Raw genomic sequence first — 18,011 nt, 5'->3', positions numbered from 1 at the left:
GGAACACCCCGTCGTTTTAAGTGTTCCGACGAACTGGTTCGTCGCGGTCCGGTGTCACATGAAGTCGGCGATGCCGGACTGCTTGTTGTTGTCGTTCTCGAAGACGGACTCGATGGAGCGCTCCAGAATCTCCAAGCGCTGTTTCGTGTACTCGCGGGCCCCGAACTCGTCGGCGACGCGGATGGCCGTGTCGATGTACTTCGTCACCGACCCCTCGTGGACGGTGAGGTTCACCCGGCCGCCACACTCCCGGCAGTCGCCCGACAGCGGCATCCGCCGGTAGGACTCCCCGCAGTCCAGACACCGCACCTCCTGTCTGGAGAAGGCCCGGAGGTTGCCGATGAGGTCCGGCAGGAAGTGGTACTCGATGATGCGCTCGGCCACGTCGGACTCGACGACGGCCCGCAGTTTCCGGGAGATGGACAGTTGGGCGTCCATCTTGTCCTCCATCGACCCCAGCGTCTTGTACGCCGAGAGGTCCGGCCCGGCGGCGATGTTCGACGTGTCGTGGGTGTGCCGGAAGCCGGTGTACTCCCGGTCGGTCCCCAGCGTCTCCTCCGCGATGGTCATCACGTCCTCCACCTCGGCGGGGTCGGCCAGTTCGCGGGTGGCCTCGTAGAACTCGCGGGGGTAGGCGTCCATGATGTCCATGTTGTGGGCCTCGTCGTCTATCTCGCTGGGGTCGATACGCGAGGACATCACGAGGGGGGCGTCCATCTGGCCGCCGCGCTTGTCGGGGAGGTAGGACTTGCTGAAGTTGAGCAGGCCGTCCATCAGCAACATCACGCAGTCCTCGTCGCCGTCGCACTGGCCGACGTAGGTACCCTCGACGGCGACTCGGTGGGTGTCGGCGACGGTGAGACAGTAGACGGACTCGACATCGCTTTCGACGTACTCGACGGCGGTCACCGCGTCGGTCGGGACGCCCGCCCCGTCAGCGACTGGGGCCGTCCCGCCCACTTCGGTCATTGTCGTGGTCGCACCGCCGTCGTAGGCCGGTAGTTCGTCGCCTTCGTCGAGTTCGCGCGCGGAGACTTCCTCGACACCGTTTGCCCCGACGCGGAGCATCGTGTGGTCGGGCGTCACCCGGAGCGTCCGCCCGCCGGCTTCGACGCGGACGAGGTGGTCCGGGGCGGGGTGTTTCGAGACGGCTTCGACGGGCTTTCGGCAGGGACCGTCTTCTCCGAGTGACTGGACCGCGAGGTTGCCGTCCAGTTCCTGCGTCAGCGTTCCGAAGTCGTCTTCGCGGGGGTCGTCGAGGCGCGACTCGACCAATTCTTCGATGGTGTCGTACCCCCACTCCCCGTCCCCGTCGCGAGACCAGAGACACATCTCCGGGTGGAAGCAATTCCGCCGTTTCGCGGCGTGAAAGTACGGATGCGCGTACCCGACCGCGGCCGTCGTGAATCCGATGACTCTGCCGACCGTCGCCGCGCTGGTGTGAGGAGCCATCCCGAAGACGAGTTCGCCGACGAGGTCATCGCGGTCGTCGAACTCGTAGAACCGGTCCAGCCCGTAGTACTGCTCCAGCAGGTCGTCGACGAAGGCGGCGGTCTTGAGCATGTGCTCGGCCGCGCCGTCCGAGAGGACGATGTCCTGTACCTTCAGTTCGACCAGTTGGTCCTCGTGGCGCAGCGGCTCGCCGTGGATGTCCGTCTCGTAGCCCAGATGGCGCAGGCGGTCGGCGGTCACGTCCAGTTCGGACGGCCGGACGGCGGTGACCGGCAGGTCGGTCATGTCGTAGCGGACGGTGCCGTCCTTGAACGACGAGACGCCGTGTTTCGCCCGGAGGACGCCTTTCTCCATCGGCTCGGGCAGTTTCTCCTCGGAGGAGAGCCCCTTGACGGCTTTCAGCGTATCGAAGGCCGTCTCGCGCTCCCCGACCGCCCGCATGGCCTCGCGGTAGGTCGCCTGCACGTCCAGTTCGGTGTACTGGGTCGGCCGGGCCAGCGTCTCACAGCGGGCACACTCCGCGCGGCCGGACTCGTCGGGATCGACCTCCCGCTCGCAGTCCGGGCAGACGTACACCGTCTCGGCGAGGGCGTCGCAGTCCGGACAGCGGGCCTCGTGGGTCTCGGTGCCGCAGTCGGGACACCGCCGGCGGGCCACCTCGGCCTCGACGCGACCCGGGGTGTCGCTCATCGAGTCGGCGTGGGCGGCGGCCTCGGCCACGTCCCGCTGTGGGCCGCCCGCCTCGCCGATGGGAAAGAGCGTGTGGACCGCCGGCGAGAGGTCCCGTCGCTCGGACTTCTCCGGGCGGCCCATCCGGTTGCCGACGCGGGTCGGAGCGCGCTCCCGGACCGCGAAGGGAGCGACCTCGTTGACGGCCTCGACGGCGTTGATGCCCTCGTCGGGACCGTCGTCGTTCGTGGCGTCGCTCCCGTCGTCCGGCACCATCCCGATGGCGTCCGTCGCCGTCGCCGAGCCGTACGTCCGCGCCCGCTCGGAGAGGTCCGCGAGCGTCCAGTCGCGTTCGAGCGACCGCGAGAAGCCCAGCGTCCGGACCAGCGGGAGCCAGTCCGGGACGACGAGCGCGTCGTCGGTCTGTGTGTGCTCGACGAGCAGGCGCTCCAGCGTCTCGCGGACGGCGTCGGTGCGGGGGAGGTGGAGGTCGCCGTCGGCGTCGGCGTCGCGCTCGACCATCGCGCCGTCGGTCGTCGCCACCTCGGCGGCCTCGACGGCGTCGGCCAGCGCCCCCATCCGCTCGACGCTCACGTCGTGCCAGAGGTAGGTGTACTTCGGGTGCAACGGGGCGTCGTACTCCGTGGCCCACTCCAGCGCTCGGGCGGCGCTCGGGTCCGCGAGGTCGACGCGCGGGGAGTCACGCATCGCCTGTACGTCCGCGCCGGCCGCGTCGAGGTCCTGCTCCCACCACTCGACGGTGTAGGAGGCCGGCGCGAGCGGGTGGTTGTTCTCGACGAACTCCCCGTAGTTGACCAGATACTCGCCCAAGTCGAGTATCTTCTCGACGCCGTTGCGCACTTCCAAGGCCTCCGCGGGGTCGTCGATGCGGCGCACGTCGCCGTTGGCGAGCCTGACCGTCGGCCCCTCGATGGTGTCGACCGGGACGACGCCGGCGGCTTTCCCGGGGCGCTCGGTCTTTATCTGCGTGCCGGTGGCGAGGAAGTCGTCGACCAGATGCATCGTCGCCGGGTGGACGCCGGCGGTGGCGAACCCGTGGTTTCGCGCCCGGCCGTAGCGCAGTCGAAAGCCCCCGTCCTTCGACGGGTGGGAGAACACGGGGCGGCCCGCGATGAGGTCCCGGAGGTACTTCTTGGCGGGGTCGACGCGGGGCGGTCCCGACGGCCCGTCGCTCTCCTCGGCGTCCGCGGCGTCGCCGTCCGTACCGTCGCCGTCCCCGTCGCTCGCGGCGTCGTCGCCCGCGTCGTCCGAGGCCTCCCCGTGGTCGGTCTCGCTCTCGCCGATGGTGCCGTCGATGAGGTCCTGCAGCCACGGCCAGTCGACCTCGTCGAGGTTCCGGGTGTAGCGCTGAATCTTCGGGGCCTTCAACGCGATGCCCTCCGCGAGGACGAGACACATCCCGCCCCGCGGGGAGTTCGAGTCGACGCGTTCGAGGTCCCGGTAGCCCGACACCTCCTCGTCGCCGGTCGCCTCGCCGTCGAGCATGATGGGCATGTGCTCGGCGATGAACTTCGTCTCCTTCTCCTTCGGGGAGTACTGGAGGCCGGTGTCCTTGTCGTAGAGGTCGACTTCCTCGGCGTAGCGGCCGATTTCCTCGTCGCGGGCCCGGTACTGGTCGATGTCGAGCAGGGCGCGGGCGTAGTCGGCGACCAGCACCGAGAGGGCCTGTGCGGTACCGCCGGCGGAGCGTATCGGGCCGGCGTAGTAGACGTTGATGAACTCCGTCCCGTCGTCGTTCTCCAGCAGTTCGACCCGGTCGATACCCTCGATGGGGGCGGCGACCACGCCCTCGGTCAGCAGGGCGACGGCGGTCCGGACCGCGCCCTCGACTTTGCCCGCGCGGGTGTCGTAGTCGCCGACGCTGCCGTCGACGAAGTCGTCGACCAGTTCGAGGGCCGCCTCCTCGCGGGACATCTCGCCTTCGAGTTCCCGCACCCGCTTTGCGACCCCCTCGATGCCGAGGATGTTCTCGACGCGGTCGGCCATGTCCCGCGCGGTCGGAATCTCCACCTCGGGCTCGGGGTCGCCGCCGCGTCGCTTGGCGGTTTCGGCCACCTCGAACGCGGCTTCGAGGTCCGCCTCCAGCGACTCGAAGTAGCGCTCGTCGGCCTCGCGCATCTATAGCTCCCAGAGGTCGAGGTCGGTGGGCTCGTCGTGGGTCCGCTCCAGCGTCGTGTCGAACGCCCGCAGGTACAGTTCGCCGGCCCAGACGGTGCCGGCGTCGAGGTGCCCCGCGAGCGCCTCGCCGTCGGGCCGGGAGAGGACGGCGTGGGTGTGGGCGAACCGCTCGCCGTCCAGCCACGAGACGTTGCCCATGCAGGCCGCGACCTCCAGCGGTTCGTCGAAGGTGACGGCGTCGTACTCCGTTCGGTCCTGGTCGTAGAACCAGACTTCGGCGTCCTGCACCGCGCCGAGACCGTAGAAGAAGGCGGCGTCGACATCCCGGGCCGCGGCGAAGGACTCTATCTGGTCGCGCCAGTCGCCGCCGTGGTCCAGTCGGCAGACGAACTCGCGGGTACTCTCGACCTCGCGGTAATCCATATCCGAACGGGACGGTCGGTGCGGTCAAAAGCGTGCTGGTGACCCCCGGCCGCGCGCCAAGCGATACACATTTACCCGCGCCTGTCGGGACAGCCAGACGTGTACAGCCTCGCCGACCTCCGGGACGGCCTGCGCCACCCCTACAAGTTCGGGCGCGAGCTGAACGTCCTCTACCACCGGCGGCTGCGGAGCCGCGACTACAACACCGACGGGGTCGACGTGTTCGCGGAGGACTGGGACACGCTCGTCGTGTTGGACGCCTGCCGCTACGACGAGTTCGCCGCCCGCTCGGAGCTTCCCGGTCGCCTCGAACACCGCCGGTCCCGCGGTGCCAGCACCAACGAGTTCGTCCGCGGGAACCTCCGCGGGAAGGAACTGCTCGACACGGTCGTCGTCAGCGCCAACTCGTGGTATCTCAAGACCGACGCCGACTACACCGTCCACGACCGGTTCGTCCTGACCGACGAGGAGTATCAGGACCCCGAGACGGGGACGGTCCGGCCCGAGACGGTCACCGAGAAGGCCCGCGAGGTCGCCGCCCGGTACCCGAACAAGCGCCTGCTCGTCCACTACCTCCAGCCCCACACCCCCTATCTGGGTGCGACCGGGCGCGAGCGCCTCGACGGCGTGGTCATCCGCTCGGACATCAGCGAGCGCAAGCGCCGCGGCGAGTTCGACCGCGAGACCCTCCGGACGGCCTACCGCGAGAACCTCGACTTGGCGCTCGACGAGGCCGCCGCCCTCCTCGACGAGCGGCCCGGCAAGACCGTCGTCACCGGCGACCACGGCGAGATGCTGGGCGAGCGCCACCGCCCGCTTCCCTTCCGGGACTACATGCACCCCCACGGCATCTACCACGACGTGTTGACGAAGGTCCCGTGGCTCGTCCACGAGGACGGCGACCGTCCCGACATCGTCGCCGAGCCGGCCGTCGAGCAGGCCGACGCGGACGAGGCGGCCGTCGACGAGCAACTGCGCCAACTGGGCTACCTGCAGTAGCGCCGCGCTCGCGCCCCGTCAGGCCGGGAGCGAAATCCGGCTCACCGACTGCGTCCGCTCGGCGTCGTAACACTCGACGGCCTCGACGGTCCACGAGCGGGCATCGACCTCGCGCTCGCGGAGCCGCCGCGCCGCCGACAGGCTCCCGCCGCGGGCGACGGTGACGTGGGGGACGTAGTCGTCGCCCTCCAGCCCCGCGACCGGGTCGAACCGCTCGCAGAGGCGGTCGTGGAGCCGGCGGAGGCCGGCGCTCTCGACGGCGAGGTACGCCACCGGCGAGGTGCCGGTCTCGGCCGTCTCGAAGCAGTCCACGCCGGTCACGCGAACGTCGAAGGGCTCGGTCCCGCGCAGAGCCTCGCGGACCCGCGACTCGATGCGGGCGTACGCGCCGGCGTCGCCGCTCCCGAGCCGTTTCACGACGAGCGTGTGCGTCCCGCGCGCTCGCGGGTCCGCCCGCGGGAGGTCCCGGGCCAGTTCGCTGGCCACTCTGGCGACCGCCGAGGGGACGGGGACGTTCAGGCTGTACACGTCCGTTCCGACGCGACCGGCGGCCAAAAACCGTGTGCTTACAGCCGGTCGGTCAGCCAGAGGACGATGAGGACGACGAGCACGAGGCCCAGCAGGGGCTGGAGCGGCCCCAACAGCGCGGCGAACAGCCCCAGCACCTCGCCGACGACTTCCAGCGCTATCCAGACGACGACGAGGACGAGGACGATTTTCAGCAGGGTATCCACGTCGAGTTCCGCGCGGTCCATGTCCGACCGGTCGCCCGGAACGGGCATGAGGTTTGTGGCCCGGCCGACACGCCAGTGAGACGCCGACACACACCTCGACGAACACGGAAGCTATTAGTAACCGACTGGCTGTAGTCACGGGTACATGACGCGGACCCACACCGCCGGCGCGCCCGCGGCCGCCAGCGAGGGGTCCGTTCGTTTTACTCCCCGACGCCGACCCCGACGACCGGGCCTCCGCTAGGCCCACTACTATCCACACTTCGACTCACGGTTCGTCTCGTCCTCAAGCGTCGCCGGTCGGCTGTCCGGCGTAACCGAAAACCGACAGTCACACCACGGAACCCACCCACACCACACCCATGACAGACGGCAACGGAACCGTCGCGCTCGCCTTCTCCGGCGGGCTCGACACGACAGTCTGCGTATCGCTGCTGAAAGAGGAGTACGGCTACGACGAGGTCGTCGGCGTCACCGTCGACGTCGGCCAGCCGGACTACGAGTTCGAGGAGGCCGAGGAGACCGCCGAGGCGCTGGGCGTCGAGCAGTACGTCGTCGACGCGAAAGCGGAGTTCGCGGACCTCTGTCTGCAGGCCGTCAAGGCCAACGCCGACTATCAGGGCTACCCGCTCGGCACCGCGCTCGCGCGCCCGGTCATCGCCAAGGCCATCCTCGAAGTCGCCGAGGAGGAGGGCTGTGCGGCCGTCGCCCACGGCTGTACCGGCAAGGGCAACGACCAACTGCGCTTCGAGGCCATCTGGCGCGACTCCGACCTCGAGGTCATCGCGCCGGTGCGCGAACTCGGCCTGACCCGCGAGTGGGAAAACGAGTACGCTCAAGAGAAGGGCCTGCCGGTCGAGGGCGGCGACGGCGGCCGCTACTCCATCGACACGAACCTCTGGAGCCGCTCCATCGAGGGGTCGGAACTGGAGGACCCGAGCACGATTCCCGAGGACGACATCTACAAGTGGACCGAGAACCCCTCGGACAAGGCCTCCGAACTCGTCGAAGTCGAGTTCGAGGCGGGCGTCCCCGTCGCCCTCGACGGCGAGGCGCTGGACGCGGTCGAACTCATCGAGACGCTGAACGCGCAGGCGGGGGCCCACGGCATCGGCCGGACGGACATGATGGAGGACCGCATGCTCGGTCTGAAGGTCCGGGAGAACTACGAACACCCGGCCGCGACCGTCCTGCTGACCGCCCACGAGGCACTGGAGGGGCTGGTCCTCACCCAAGAGGAACGCGCGTTCAAAGCGCAGGTCGACCAGCAGTGGTCCCAGAAGGCCTACGAGGGACTCGTCGACGCGCCGCTGGTGAGCGCGCTCGAGGCCTTCGTCGACGACACCAACGAGCGCGTCACCGGCTCGGTCACCGTGAAACTCGAAGGCGGACACTGCCGCGCCGTCTCCCGGGAATCGGACTACGCGGTCTACAGCGAGTCCGCCGCCTCCTTCGACGAGGAGGACATCACCGGCGGCATCACTCAGCAGGACGCCACCGGCGTCGCCAAGTACCACGGCTTCCAGTCCCGCCTCGCCAACCGCATCCTCGACGACGCCAAACAGAGCGCCGTCGTGACCGACGGCGGCGACGGGGACGCGGAGGAGTGAGCGATGGCGGGGGACGACAGCGAGACGGAGTCCGCCTCGACGCCGAGCGGTGGTGACGGCGACGAGACAGTCGTCCGCCGGGACCGCTTCGGCGGCGGCCCCGCCCGGTCGTTCCTCTCCTCGCTCGCCGACGACGAGCGCATCTTCGCCGCGGACCTCGCCGTCGACCGCGCCCACGTCGTGATGCTCGCCGAGCAGGGCGTCGTCGAGGGCGGAACGGCCGGCGAGATTCTGGCCGCGCTGGACGATGTCGAAGCGGCGGGCCACGACGCGCTGCCCGACGGCGAGGACGTCCACGAGGCCATCGAGAGCGCGGTCATCGACCGTGTCGGCCCCGCGGGCGGGAAGATGCACACCGCCCGCTCGCGCAACGACGAGGTGGCGGCCTGCATCCGCTACCGCCTGCGGGCGGACGTACTCGAACTCGTCGAGACGCTGGTCGAGGCCCGCGAGCGGCTGCTCGACGTGGCCCGCGCGGAGGCGGAGACCGTGATGCCCGGGTACACGCACCTCCAGCCGGCCCAGCCGACCACGGTCGCCCACTGGGTGCTGTCCTACGAGCAGGCGCTGCAGCGCGACACCGCGCGCCTGCTGGACGCCTACGGGCGCGTCAACGAGAACCCGCTTGGGGCGGCCGCGTTCGCCGGCACCCCCTTCGACGTGGACCGCGAGCGCACCGCCGAACTGCTCGGGTTCGACGGCGTCGTCGAGAACTCGATGGACGCCTCGGCGGCGCGGGACTTCCTCGTCGAGGTGACCAGCGCCGTCGCGACGCTGGCGACGACGCTGTCGGGGCTGGCCGAGGACGTAATCGTGATGGCTTCGAAGGGCCACGTCGAACTCGACGACGACTACGCCTCGACGAGTTCCATCATGCCCCAGAAGAAGAACCCGGACACGCTGGAGCTGGTCCGGGGACGGGCCGGCGACGCGACCGCCGGGCTGAACGGTCTGCTGACCAACCTCAAGGGCCAGCCCCGGGCGTACAACCGCGACCTCCAGCGGGCCGGCGGCCACGCGTGGGACGCCATCGACAGCGTCACCGAGAGCGTCGCAGTGGCCGCGGGGGCCGTCGCCACCGCCGACTGGCCCGCCGACCGGCTCGAAGCGGCCGCCGCCGACGGGTTCGCCACCGCGACGGGCGTGGCGGACCTGCTGGCGATGGCCGGCGTCCCGTTCCGCACCGCCCACGAGGTGGTGGCCGAGGCGGCCGCGGCCCTCGACGACGACGCGGCCGTGCCCGACTACGCGGCACTGTCGGCCGCCGCCGAGGACGTGCTGAGCGACCCCCTCTCGGCGCACGTCGACCGCGAGGCCGTCGAAGCCGCGCTGGACCCCGCCGAGAGCGTGGCGATGCGCGACTCCCGGGGCGGTCCCGCGCCCGCTGCCGTCGCGGAGCAGGTGTCAGCGGCCGAAGAGGCGCTGTCGGCACACCGCGAAGACGCCGCCGACCGTCGAGACGCCGTCGAGCGGGCCACAGAGCGGCTCCAGACGGAGGTCGACCGCTATGTGTAGGCTCCGACCAACCCCGCGAGGGGACATACTACCAGATACCTGATATTGAAAGTCTCGGCGACCCGGAAAAGCCTCTCAAACTCCGTTAGGACGTAGTGTGCGTTACTATTTTATTCTGATAGGTTCGAAGCGTTTAAGTGGGTAGGCCGACGAGTGGGAGCTACAATGGCAGACTGCATCGAGTGCGGGGCCGAGGTGTCCCTGCACGACGACCTCGAAGTCGGAGAGATTGTCGACTGTGCGACCTGCGGTGCCGAGCTGGAAGTCGTCGCCGACGACCCCGTCGAGCTCGACAGCGCGCCCGAGCTCGAAGAGGACTGGGGCGAGTGAGCCCCGCGGCGGCGCGGCCGACGACCGGACGCGTGCCACAATACAACACATGAAAGTCGGACTCCTCTACTCGCGTATCCGCCGGGACGAGAAGCTCTTGCTCTCGGAGCTACGCGACCGTGACCACGACATCGAGAAGATAGACGTACGCAAACAGCAGTTCAACATCGACGAGGCTCCAGCGGCGTTCGACGACGTGGACATCGTCGTCGACCGCTGTCTGGCGACCTCCCGCAGCGTCTACGCGACGAAGTTCGCCGCGGCCTACGACGTGCCGGTCGTCAACGGCCCCGAAGTCGCCGCGACGTGTGCGGACAAGGTCGAGAACAGCCTCGCGCTCGAAGCCGCGGGCGTCCCGACGCCGAACACGGACGTGGCCTTCACCAAGGACGCCGCGCTCGAATCCATCGAGGAGTTCGGCTACCCCTGCGTCCTCAAGCCCGTCGTCGGCTCGTGGGGCCGGCTGATGGCGAAGATAGACTCCCGCGACGCCGCCGAGGCGATACTGGAGCACAAGGAGACGCTCGGCCACTACGAGCACAAGATATTCTACGTGCAGGAGTTCGTCGACAAGCCCGGCCGGGACATCCGCGTGCTGGCCGTCGACGGCGACCCCGTCGCGGCGATGGTCCGCTCCTCGGACCACTGGCTCACCAACGCCGCGAAGGGCGCGGAGACTGACACCTTCGAACTGGACGACCGCGCGCTGGAACTCGTCGAGAAGGCCTCCGACGCGGTCGGCGGCGGGTTGCTCGGCATCGACCTCATGGAGGTCGGCTACGAGGAGAGCGAGGCGCAAAGCGCCTCGGACACGTCGAGCGGCGACGAGCCGCGAGACGAGACCGGCGACTTCGAGGACTACACCGTCCACGAGGTCAACCACACCGTCGAGTTCAAGGCGCTGAACGAGGTCGCCGACGTGGACGTGCCGAGCGCGGTCGTCGATTGGCTCGAATCGAAGGCGGCGAGCGAGAGCGACGCGGAGGTCACCGCATGACTTACACGGCCAGCGTCGTCGGCGGCACCGGCTTCACCGGCGGGGAACTGCTCCGCCTGCTGGACGGCCACCCCGAGTTCGAACTCGTTCAGGCCACCAGCCGCTCGAAGGCCAACAAGACCGTCGGCCACCAACACCCCAACCTCCGGCACACGGACCTGCGCTTTTCCTCGCCCGAGGAACTGGAGTCGGTCGACGCCCTGTTCGCCGCGACGCCCCACGGCGTCTCGATGGAGCAGATAGACCGGTTCCAAGAGGCCGCTGACACTGTCGTCGACCTCTCGGCCGACTTCCGCCTCGACACGGAGGCGCAGTACGACGAGTGGTACGACGGGCACGCGCGCCCGGAACTGCTCGCCGAGAGCGAGTACGCACTACCGGAACTCAACCGCGAGAACCTCGCGGGCGCGGACCTCGTCGCCTCCGGTGGCTGTAACGCCACGGCGACCATCTTGGGGCTGCTCCCGCTGTTCGAGGCCGACGTTCTGAGCGGCGACGAGCAGGTCGTCGTCGACGTGAAGGTCGGCTCCAGCGAGGGCGGAGCCGGCGGCGGCGAGGCCTCCAGCCACCCCGAGCGCTCGGGCGTCGTCCGCCCGTACGCGCCGACGGGCCACCGCCACGAGGCCGAGATTCAGCAGTTCCTCGGCGTCGACGTCTCTTTCACCGTCCACGCGGTGGAGATGACGCGGGGCGCGAGCGCGACCTGTCACGTCTTCCCCGACGGCCCCGTCTCGAAGGGCGACCTCTGGAGCGCCTACCGGGGCAGCTACGAGGACGAACCGTTCGTCGAACTGGTCGCGGGCGGGGGCGGCGTCTACCGCTACCCCGAGCCCAAGGCCGTCGCCGGGACGAACAGGGCGGAGGTCGGCTTCGAACTCGACCCCGGCAACAAGCGGCTGGTCGTGTTCTCGGCCATCGACAACATGATGAAGGGCTCGGCGGGGCAGGCGGTCCACGCCGCCAACGTCGCGCTCGGCATCGAGGAGACGGCGGGGTTGGAGTTCCAAGGGCTCCACCCCGTCGGCGCGCCGTAACACTTGGAGTGATTTTCCATGACTGTCGTTATCAAAGTCGGTGGCGCTCGCGCCGTTGACCCGGCGGGGGCGCTCGCGGATGTGGCAACGTTAGCGGACGACGGCGAGGACGTCGTGGTCGTCCACGGCGGCTCGACGAAAGTCGACGAGACGCTGGAGCGACTGGGCATCGAGCCCGAGTACGTCGAGACGCCAAGCGGCGTCGTCGGCCGGTTCACCGACGAGACGACGATGGAGGTGTTCGAGATGGCCTTCGGCCACCTCAACACCCAGCTCGTGGCGGGCCTCCAGAGCGAGGGGGTCGACGCCGTCGGGCTGAGCGGGGTCGACGGGAAGCTGCTGTACGGCCCGCGCAAGTCGGCGGTCCGGGTCGTCGAGGACGGCAAGCGAAAGATACGGCGCGGCGACCACTCGGGGAGCATCAAGCGGGTCAACGGCGACCTGCTGGAGACGCTGCTGGCCGACGGCTACACCCCCGTCGCCGCGCCGCCGATGGCCGGGAGCGACGACGACGGAATCGTGCCGGTGAACACCGACGCCGACCGCTCGGCCGCCGCAATCGCCGCCGAACTCGACGCGACGCTGGTCCTGCTGACCGACGTTGCGGGCGTCTACGCGGACCCGGACGACCCCGCGACGCTCATCGAGTCCGTCGAGACGGCGGCCGACTGGGACGCCCTCGAAGACGCCGCCGAGGGGTTCATGGGCCGGAAGGTCATGGCCGTCGAGGAGGCCATCGCGGGCGGCGCGCCCGAGGCGGTGGTGGCCGACGCCAACGCCGACGCCCCCGTCCGCTCGGCGCTCGACGGCGACGGGACCCACGTCCACGACAGCGCGCTCGAACACACCACGGAGGAGCAAACATGAGCGGATTCGTCTTCAACGAGAAACCCATCCGAATCGAACGCGGCGACGGTGCCTACGTCTACGACGACGGCGGCACGGAGTACCTCGACATGGGCGCGTCCTACGCCTGTGTCCCCCTCGGGCACGGCCACCCGGCGGTGCAGTCGGCCGTCGCCGAGCAACTGGAACGCATCACCTACGTGCAGGCGTCGTACCCCAACGCCGAGCGGACGGCGCTGTACGACCTGCTCGCCGAGACGGCCCCGGACCCGCTCTCGAAGGTGTGGCTCTGTAACTCCGGGACCGAGGCCAACGAGGCGGCGCTGAAGTTCGCCCGCTCGGCCACCGGCAACTCGAAGATAGTGGCGACGATGCAGGGCTTTCACGGCCGGACGATGGGGGCGCTGGCGACGACGTGGAAGGACAAGTACAAGAAGCCCTACGAGCCCCTCATCGGCGACGTGGAGTTCGTCCCCTACGACGATAGCGAGGCGCTGGCCGAGGCCGTCGACGACGAGACGGCAGCGTTCATCGTCGAACCCGTCCAAGGCGAGGGCGGCATCAACCCCGCGAGCGGCGACTACCTCGAAGCGGCTCGCGAGATAACCGCCGAGGCCGGCGCGGCCCTCGTCTTCGACGAGGTCCAGACCGGGATGGGCCGGACCGGCGCGCTGTGGAACTCCCAGCGGGCCGGCGTCGCCCCGGACATGATAACCGCGGCCAAGGGGCTCGGCAACGGCCTCCCGGTCGGCGCGACGCTGTGTCGGGACTGGATAGCCGAGGAGTACGGCTCCCACGCCTCGACGTTCTCCGGCGGCCCGGTCATCTCGGCGGCCGCGGGGGCGACCGTCTCGACGGTCGTCGAGGAGTCGGTGCCCGACAACGCCGCGGCGATGGGCGACTACCTCCTGACGGAACTGGAGGCCGCCGTCGGCGACGCGGTCCGGGAAGTCCGCGGCGAGGGGCTGATGATAGGCGTCGAGGTCGGCCGCGGCGCGAACAAGGCGCTGAAGCAGTTGGCGCTGAACCATCAGGTACTCGCGCTGCCGGCCGGCCGGACCGTCGTGCGCCTGCTCCCGCCGCTGACCATCGACGAGAGCCACGCCGACGCCGTCGTCGACGCCGTGGCGGAGGTGGTGGGATGAGCGAAGCCACGGCCCGCGGGACCGACGCCGAGGCCCGGAACCTGCTGGAAGACGTCGTCCGCATCCCTTCGGTCACCCGGAACGAGCGCGAGGCCGCCCGGCGGCTGGCGGACTTCTTCGAGGCCAACGACCGCGAGGTCTGGATAGACGAGGTGGGAAACGTCCGCGCGCCGGCCGACGACGGCGTGTTGCTGACCTCCCACATCGACACCGTGCCGGGCGACATCCCGGTACGAATCGAGGAGACCGACGAGGGCGACGTGTTGTGGGGTCGGGGCTCCGTCGACGCGAAGGGGCCGCTGTGTTCGATGGCCGTCGCCGCCGTCCGCACCGGGGCCTCCTTCGTCGGCGTCGTCGGCGAGGAAGTCGACTCTAAGGGCGGGCGCTACCTCGTCGAGGACCGCGAGACCGCGCCCGACGCCGTCGTCAACGGCGAGCCCTCCGGCTGGGAGGGCATCACGCTGGGCTACCGTGGGCTGCTGGCGGGCACGTACGTCGCCACCAGCGAGTCCGGCCACTCCTCGCGCCCGGAGAACAACGCCATTCAGGACGGCATCGACTGGTGGTCGGCCGTCGAGGACGAGTTCGACCCCGACGACTGGGTCCCGGTCTTCGAGCGCGTGACCTGCAAGCCCGTCTCCTTCGACGGCGGCATCTCCGAGGACGGGCTGAGCGTCGAGACGACGATGGACGTGCAACTGCGGGTCCCCCCGGAGTACACCACGAGCGAGATACGGGAGATAGCCGACGGCTATCTGGCCAACGGGACCGTCAACTGGGACGACAAGGTCGAACCCGTGATGCAGAGCCCCCGGACCAGCGTCGCCCGCGCGTTCCGGGCGGCCATCCGCGGCCGCGGCGGCGACCCGCACATGCTGCGTAAGACCGGGACCAGCGACATGAACGTCTACGCGAAGGCGTGGGACTGCCCGATGGTCACCTACGGCCCCGGCGACTCCGACCTCGACCACGCGCCCGACGAGCACATCCGCCTCGACGAGTACGACCGCGCCGTCGGCGTCCTCGAGGACGCCACCGCCCGCCTGCTGGAGGACTAAGATGGACCTACTGGACATCGACGACCTCACGACCGAGGAACTGACTGCGGTGTTGGACCGCGCGGCCGAAATCAAGGCCGACCCGGCGGCCCACGAGGCCCTGCTGGACCAGCGGACGCTGGGGATGATATTCGAGAAGCCGTCGACCCGGACGCGAGTCTCCTTCGAGACGGGGATGACCCAACTGGGCGGCCACGCCGTCTTCCTCGGCCCCGACGACATCCATCTGGGCCACGGCGAACCGGTCAAGGACACCTCGCGGGCGCTCTCGCGGTACGTCGACGTGCTGATGGCCCGGGTCTTCGACCACGCCGACGTGGAGGAACTGGCCGCCTACGCCGACGTGCCGGTCATCAACGGCCTCACCGACGACGCCCACCCCTGCCAGACGCTCGCCGACCTGCTGACCATCCGCGAGCACTTCGGCGGGTTCGACGCCGACGTGGCGTGGGTCGGCGACGGCAACAACGTCTGTCAGTCCTTCGTCGTCGGCGCGGCCATGGCCGGCCTCGACCTCACCGTCGCCACGCCCGAGGGGTACGGCATCAGCGACGACGTGTACGACCGCGCGGCCGACCACGGCGGCGCGCCGGAGCTGACCGACGACCCAGCGGCCGCGGTCGCCGACGCCGACGTGGTCTACACCGACGTGTGGGTCAGCATGGGCCAAGAGGACAAGCGCGAGCAGAAACTCGCCGACTTCGAGGGGTTTCAGGTCACGCCCGGCCTGCTGGGCGACCGGGCGTTCATGCACTGTCTGCCCGCCCACCGCGGCGAGGAGGTCACCGACGCGACCATCGAGGCCGACAACGCCGTCGTCTGGCAGCAGGCCGAGAACCGGATGCACGCACAGAAGGGGCTGCTGGCGTGGCTGGCCGAGCAGTAGCTCAGTCCCGCATCGCCGCGGTCACCGTCTCGACCTGTCTCTCGTCGAAGGCCGTGTAGTAGAGCCGTAGCTCGCAGACGCTGCCGGCGAGGTACTGGTTCCGGGACTCGAAGTCCCGGCCGATTCGCATGTCGCCCATGTTGACCGGGCGGGAGTGTGACCCCTGCCGTTGCAGTTCGCCGTCGACGTAGAGTTCGTAGGTGCCGCTGTCGCCGTCGTAGGTGCCGACCGCGACGTGCGTCTCGCCGAAGCCGTAGGACGAACCCGACGAGACCACTTGGTCCGGGAACTGCACCGCGTAGTCGACCCCGTAGCTGCCGGCCCCGCTGTCGGTGGTTTCGAGGAACCACTCGTCGCCGCCGCTCCGGTACTGGTGTTCGACGAGTTGGTTGACGCCGCCGTCGTTGCCCGTCTGTCGGTAGGTCACGGCGACGGTAAAGGCCTCGACGTCGTCTGTCGGCGCGTCGATGTCCTCGACGGAGACGTAGTCGTCGCTGCCGTCGAACCGGAGGCCACAGCCCGCCCACGTCGGCGGGTCGCCGCCGTCGCTCTCCAGCGTCCCGTCGTTGCCGTTGCCCGACCGGTCGGTGACGGTGCCGCCGGTCCGGCTCCCGAAGGTGTAGTAGGCGATGAAGTCGCCGACCGACGAGCGCTCGTCGACCGTCCGGTCGACGAGGACGCTCTTGTCCCCGTCGGCGGAGACGACCGTGATTCGGTCCCCCGGCGCGGTCGGCAACAGCGTCGACTGGCCGGCCGCGTCGGCCTCGAAGGTCGCCACCTGCCGGCCGTTCAGCTGGACGGTCACGTCGGTCCCCAGCGCCCGCGGCGTCATCGACAGCCCCGCGGGGGTCGACTCGTACTCGAAACTGGCGTCGGCCGTCGGCGCGGCCAACCCGTCGAGAAAGGCGAACGAGAGCGTGGTCAACACGACCCCGAGCACCACGACGACGGCGACGAGCAGGAGGTTCCCGACGAGTGGCGAGGACCCGCGCTGGCGACCGGTCAGCTTCACAGCGACCGGTTTACGCGAGCGAATAAAAGCGCTCGTTCGAACTCACGTCGTGAGCCGGAAGCGGAAGCGGCACGCGAACCGTTAACTCCGGGCGCGCCGTCCGCTCACCGGGATGGCGTCGACAGCGACGGCGGGACGGTGGCTCGTCGCGGCCCTCCTGCTCGTCGCGCTCACGTGGGGGGTACACGCCGCCGTGCCGGCCATCGAAGGCAACGTGGCGATGGGTGTGGCGACGGCCGTGTTGCTGGGCGTTCGGTACGCGGTCCGCGCCGCACGCGCCGGGGCGGACGACTGACGTGCCGGGAGGAGAGGGGTCGCCGCTCAGAACCCGGCGAACTTGTCCCGGCGGTAGACGTCGAGTTCGTTGACCGCCGTCGGTGGCTCCTGTGCGAGCGCGAAGGCGATGGCGTCGGCCACCTCGGCGGGTTCGGTCACCTCGCCGGGGTCGAAGCGCTCGGTGAAGGGGTCGCCCTCCTCGCTGCCGAACTCCGAGCGGACCTCGGTGGGGTTGACGACGCTGACGCCCACTTCGTCGCCGCCGACCTGTGCGGCCAGACTCATGGCGAACCCGCGGACCCACCACTTCGTCGCGGCGTAGACGGGGTTGAACGGCCGGGGGTACTGGCCGGCGAAGCTTCCGACGAAGACGAGGACGCCCGTGGCCGCCCGGAGGTGAGGCAGCGACTCCCGAGCGGTGTAGAACGCGCCGTCGACGTTCACGTCCAGCATCGCCCGGTAGTCGTCGTCGGTCATCGTCTCGACATCGTCGCCCCGCCCGAGGCCGGCGTTGACGACGACGCCGCTCAGCGAGCCCAGTTCCTCGACCGTCGACTCGACGGCGGCGGCGACCTGCGCCGGGTCGCTCACGTCGGCCGGGACGACGTGGGTCTCGACGCCGTGGTCGTCGGCCACCTCCTCGGCCAGCGCGTCGAGTCGCTGTTCGCGGCGGGCGAGCAGCGCCACGTCCGCCCCACCGGCGGCCGCGCGCCGCACCGTCGCCGCGCCGATGCCGGAACTCGCGCCCGTGACCAGTACCGTCTCGTCGGCAAGCCGTGTCGCCATGCACGAACGGTCGGGGGAGACTGGCAAAGGTGTTGTGTCAGGTGAAACCACGTTACACGGTACCGCCGAATTATCGACCGACAGCAGCAAGTGACATTGG

The 18,011-nt window shown here is 69.7% G+C and carries 17 protein-coding genes; 11 read left to right on the top strand and 6 right to left on the bottom strand.

The annotated features are described in order from the left end of the window. Positions 1-54: 54 nt before the first annotated feature. Positions 55-4,260 carry a DNA-directed DNA polymerase II large subunit gene (locus tag ACV7JO_RS14090; RefSeq protein WP_470354043.1) on the bottom strand — a complete coding sequence of 1,402 codons (4,206 nt, stop codon included), beginning with the start codon at positions 4,258-4,260 and terminating at the stop codon, positions 55-57. After that, positions 4,261-4,683, bottom strand: a complete 423-nt coding sequence (locus tag ACV7JO_RS14085) for a PPC domain-containing DNA-binding protein (RefSeq protein WP_470354042.1) — start codon at positions 4,681-4,683, stop codon at positions 4,261-4,263. A gap of 99 nt (positions 4,684-4,782) precedes the next feature. On the opposite strand from ACV7JO_RS14085, the gene ACV7JO_RS14080 reads away from it, so the two are divergent. Then, on the top strand, positions 4,783-5,682 hold the full coding sequence (locus ACV7JO_RS14080) for an alkaline phosphatase family protein (protein WP_470354041.1): 900 nt from the start codon (positions 4,783-4,785) through the stop codon (positions 5,680-5,682). Between the two features lie 18 nt (positions 5,683-5,700). Here ACV7JO_RS14080 and ACV7JO_RS14075 read toward each other — a convergent pair whose 3' ends face one another. Continuing rightward, positions 5,701-6,210, bottom strand: coding sequence for a 2'-5' RNA ligase family protein (locus ACV7JO_RS14075; protein WP_470354040.1), 510 nt, complete (start codon positions 6,208-6,210; stop codon positions 5,701-5,703). 38 nt (positions 6,211-6,248) lie between these two features. Next, positions 6,249-6,437 carry a DUF7554 family protein gene (locus tag ACV7JO_RS14070; protein ID WP_470354039.1) on the bottom strand — a complete coding sequence of 63 codons (189 nt, stop codon included), beginning with the start codon at positions 6,435-6,437 and terminating at the stop codon, positions 6,249-6,251. A 341-nt stretch (positions 6,438-6,778) separates the two neighbouring features. Here ACV7JO_RS14070 and ACV7JO_RS14065 point away from each other — a divergent pair, with 341 nt between their 5' ends. From ACV7JO_RS14065 to argF, 9 genes are all read left to right on the top strand, one after another. Further along, positions 6,779-8,026, top strand: a complete 1,248-nt coding sequence (locus ACV7JO_RS14065; protein WP_470354038.1) for an argininosuccinate synthase — start codon at positions 6,779-6,781, stop codon at positions 8,024-8,026. 3 nt (positions 8,027-8,029) lie between these two features. After that, positions 8,030-9,541, top strand: a complete 1,512-nt coding sequence (gene argH / locus ACV7JO_RS14060) for an argininosuccinate lyase (RefSeq protein WP_470354037.1) — start codon at positions 8,030-8,032, stop codon at positions 9,539-9,541. A 165-nt stretch (positions 9,542-9,706) separates the two neighbouring features. Continuing rightward, positions 9,707-9,871 (top strand): lysine biosynthesis protein LysW, encoded by a 165-nt coding sequence (gene lysW / locus ACV7JO_RS14055; protein ID WP_470354036.1) that lies wholly within the window; start codon positions 9,707-9,709, stop codon positions 9,869-9,871. A 49-nt stretch (positions 9,872-9,920) separates the two neighbouring features. Beyond that, on the top strand, positions 9,921-10,868 hold the full coding sequence (locus ACV7JO_RS14050; protein WP_470354035.1) for a RimK family alpha-L-glutamate ligase: 948 nt from the start codon (positions 9,921-9,923) through the stop codon (positions 10,866-10,868). Continuing rightward, complete coding sequence (gene argC, locus ACV7JO_RS14045; protein WP_470354034.1) at positions 10,865-11,902, top strand: N-acetyl-gamma-glutamyl-phosphate reductase; 1,038 nt, start codon at positions 10,865-10,867, stop codon at positions 11,900-11,902. The genes ACV7JO_RS14050 and argC overlap by 4 nt, the downstream gene beginning before the upstream one ends. Positions 11,903-11,920: 18 nt before the next feature. Next, positions 11,921-12,769, top strand: a complete 849-nt coding sequence (locus ACV7JO_RS14040) for an acetylglutamate/acetylaminoadipate kinase (RefSeq protein ID WP_470354033.1) — start codon at positions 11,921-11,923, stop codon at positions 12,767-12,769. After that, complete coding sequence (locus tag ACV7JO_RS14035; RefSeq protein ID WP_470354032.1) at positions 12,766-13,893, top strand: aspartate aminotransferase family protein; 1,128 nt, start codon at positions 12,766-12,768, stop codon at positions 13,891-13,893. Before ACV7JO_RS14040 ends, ACV7JO_RS14035 begins: the two co-directional genes overlap by 4 nt. Next, entirely contained in the window at positions 13,890-14,951 is a 1,062-nt protein-coding gene (locus ACV7JO_RS14030; RefSeq protein ID WP_470354031.1) for a [LysW]-lysine hydrolase, read from the top strand. Before ACV7JO_RS14035 ends, ACV7JO_RS14030 begins: the two co-directional genes overlap by 4 nt. Before the next feature lies 1 nt (position 14,952). Next, positions 14,953-15,837: an ornithine carbamoyltransferase gene (argF, locus tag ACV7JO_RS14025; protein WP_470354030.1), complete on the top strand. Its 885-nt coding sequence runs from the start codon at positions 14,953-14,955 to the stop codon at positions 15,835-15,837. A 1-nt stretch (position 15,838) separates the two neighbouring features. Here the strand turns inward: argF and ACV7JO_RS14020 are convergent, their stop codons facing one another. Then, entirely contained in the window at positions 15,839-16,849 is a 1,011-nt protein-coding gene (locus ACV7JO_RS14020; RefSeq protein ID WP_470354029.1) for a LamG-like jellyroll fold domain-containing protein, read from the bottom strand. A 112-nt stretch (positions 16,850-16,961) separates the two neighbouring features. Here ACV7JO_RS14020 and ACV7JO_RS14015 point away from each other — a divergent pair, with 112 nt between their 5' ends. Further along, positions 16,962-17,144: a hypothetical protein gene (locus ACV7JO_RS14015; protein ID WP_470354028.1), complete on the top strand. Its 183-nt coding sequence runs from the start codon at positions 16,962-16,964 to the stop codon at positions 17,142-17,144. Between the two features lie 26 nt (positions 17,145-17,170). On the opposite strand, the gene ACV7JO_RS14010 is transcribed toward ACV7JO_RS14015, so the two are convergent. Then, positions 17,171-17,911 (bottom strand): SDR family oxidoreductase, encoded by a 741-nt coding sequence (locus ACV7JO_RS14010; protein ID WP_470354027.1) that lies wholly within the window; start codon positions 17,909-17,911, stop codon positions 17,171-17,173. Positions 17,912-18,011: the final 100 nt, after the last annotated feature.

This window comes from Haloarcula sp. MBLA0138, from assembly GCF_055632455.1.
The sequence above is the reverse complement of the archived record's forward strand: the minus strand, read 5'-3'. Positions and strand labels throughout refer to the sequence as shown.